Source organism: Tunicatimonas sp., from assembly GCF_049647865.1.
Lineage (GTDB): Bacteria > Bacteroidota > Bacteroidia > Cytophagales > Cyclobacteriaceae > Tunicatimonas.
The window spans coordinates 1-2,669 of sequence record NZ_JBARYM010000843.1 but is presented as its reverse complement, the minus strand read 5'-3'; the positions used below and the strand labels follow the sequence as shown (position 1 = coordinate 2,669).

1 protein-coding gene is annotated in these 2,669 nt (G+C 50.7%); it reads right to left on the bottom strand.

All coding sequences use genetic code 11. The features are described 5' to 3' along the window. On the bottom strand, positions 1–2,669 hold a 2,669-nt coding region (locus WBA23_RS24300), incomplete at both ends, for a S41 family peptidase (protein ID WP_424584870.1).

The window sequence follows — 2,669 nt, the reverse complement described above, 5'->3', positions numbered from 1 at the left end:
GGCATACCCACGGTTTCGCCCACGCCGAGGGCTTTGTAGGCAAAGGGGAACATGTGGGCATCGGAGTAATTACCTTCGCCCATAATCACCGACGAGGGGCGGGTCCACTTAAACTGGGGCTCAGCTCCCAACTTCTGACCGCGGGGCTGGAACGTAATGTACTCGGTTCCGTTCAAAAAAGTTACCAAATCGTCGTGCAGCCAGCCGCCGCCGTTGAAGCGGGTGTCAATTACCACTGATTCTTTGTCGGAGTGGCGGCCCAGCAGTTCGCTAAATACTTCGCGGAAGCTGTCGTCGTTCATGCCCCGCACGTGTACGTAGCCTACCTTGCCATTGGATAGCTCCTCGGTTTCGGCCCGGCGTTGCTTCACCCAGCGTTCGTAGAGTAATTCGTCTTCTCGATCCGTACTCACTGGCTTCACCCGTACATCCCAACGTTTGCTCGCTTCGGGATCGTACATAGAGAGCAACGTAAACTGATCTTTCTTACGGTTGAGTAGCGGAGCCACGTTCATTCCGGCAGCGATTGCTTCCCCGTCAATTTTCTCAATAATGTGCCCCGCCTCGATGTTGTATTTTGGGTCGTCTAGCGGGCTTTTGTCCATAATTTCTTGAATTTTCAGCCCTTCGCCGTCGTAAGTTTCATCATAGAAGACTGCTAGGGAAGCAGTTTCGTCGGCCCCTTCGGTATCGGGGTAGTAGCGGCAGCCGGTGTGGGATGCATTGAGTTCACCCAGTAGTTCGCTCATCATTTCGGCAAAGTCGTAGTTGTTATTGATGTGGGGTAAAAACTGCGCGTAGGCTACTTTCAGGCTGTCCCAGCTTACATTGTGCAGGTCTTTCACGTAGAATTTCTTCAGCACCTGCCGCCACATATGTTCGTAGAGGTACTCCCGCTCGGCTAATGGCTTCAACTGCATATCGGCCTTAAAGGTAACCGGCTTTTTCTCTTTCTTCTCAACATCAATCTTAATAATTTTGCCGCCATTCAGCACGAACAGATTCTTCCCTTCCTTGTCCATCGCCAATTGTCCGCCTCGTTCATCCAGCTTGGTTAGGATTTCAGTAGACCGCTTGCGCAGGTCGGTTACCCACACATCGTGGCCCTTTTCAAAGCTACTCATGTAGTATAGTTTCTCGCCGTCGGGCGATAGCAACGCATCGGCCAAATCAGAGGAATGAATCGTCAGTCGGGCCGTGCGATCTTCAACGTCTTTCAACACAATATTGATCGGATCAGCTACCTTCTTGTCTTCCTCTTTTTCTTTCTTGTCGTCTTCTTCCGATTCATCTTCCTGCTCTTCTTTCTTCTCCTTTAGCAGTTCGTACTCTTCTTCGCTCAAATTGAATTCTTCCCAGGTGGCCGGGTCAAAGAACATAGCGTACACATCGCTTTGGGAACCCCAGCTACCGTGGCTACGCATACCCTGTCGGTCAGTAAACCAGAGAGCCATTTCTCCGTCCATTTGCCACTTGGGTAGCGCATCGGTGTAGCCACTGTTAGTCAGGTTCACTACCTCGCCTTCACCCGAGGCAGCTACCAAACCTACTTCAGGAATCCATCGACCCCGGTCTAAGAACTGAGCGAGAAACCACTTGCCATCGGGCGACCACTGGTACCACTGATCACCATCGGAGTAAGAATAATTTTTATCATCTGGCAGAATGGTTCGCACATCTTTGCTATCTAGATTAACTACCTTTATCATGGTTCGCTCTTCCAGAAAGGCTACTTCTTTGCCATCGGGTGAATACGCGGGTTGAAAGGTTTCAGCATCAGTTTTTAGAATAGAAGTTTCTTCGAGTACCGTAGCGGCGTAGAAGTAGGGTTCTTCGTCGCGGGCAATGCGGGTTTCGTAGAGGTTCCAGCTACTATCACGCTCACTGGCGTAGAGTATTTTCCGTCCCTCCGGGTCAAAGCTGACGGAGCGTTCCTGACCGGACGTATTGGTTACCTGCTTAGTCAGGCCACTTTCTACCGCCGTTACAAACACTTCGCCGCGCACCACCAAGGCAATCTCTTTACCATTGGGCGAAAGTGCCATTTCGGTAGCCTTATCGCTAAATGTTTCCAGACGGCGAGCGTTGTACTTATCATCGGTACGAATGCTAATGTTTACCATCTGAGGTTCACCACCTTCTTGCAGGGTGTACACTTCGCCGTGGTAGCCAAAGCACAGCGTTCCATCGCTGGAAACCGAGAGAAACCGCACCGGATGCAGATCAAAGTTGGTTAGTTGGGTTTTCTGATTAGGATTGCTGGCATCCATCTTCCAAACGTTGAAGCTACCACTCTCTTCGCTCAGGTAGTACACCGATTGCTCATCGGCACTCCAGCAGGCGTTGCGGTCTTCGCCAGCAAAGGTAGTAAGCTGCGTATGCTCGCTTGATTTGACATCATACAACCAAACATCGCGAGCAATGGAGGAGGTGTGGTGCTTGCGCCAAGTGTCTTCGTAACCCTTTAAATCCTGATAAAGCATCTTTTTGCCGGAAGCCGATAGTTGAGCGTGGTTCATGGGTAACGATAGCTCTTGGGTAGGCTGCCCTCCTTTCACGGAAATGCGGTAGAGTTGATTAAATCGTCCATAAGGAAACAGCGCGCTTTCGGCACTAGGAGTACGCGATGAAGTGAACAAAACACTTTCACCATCAGCGGTGAAGTCCGA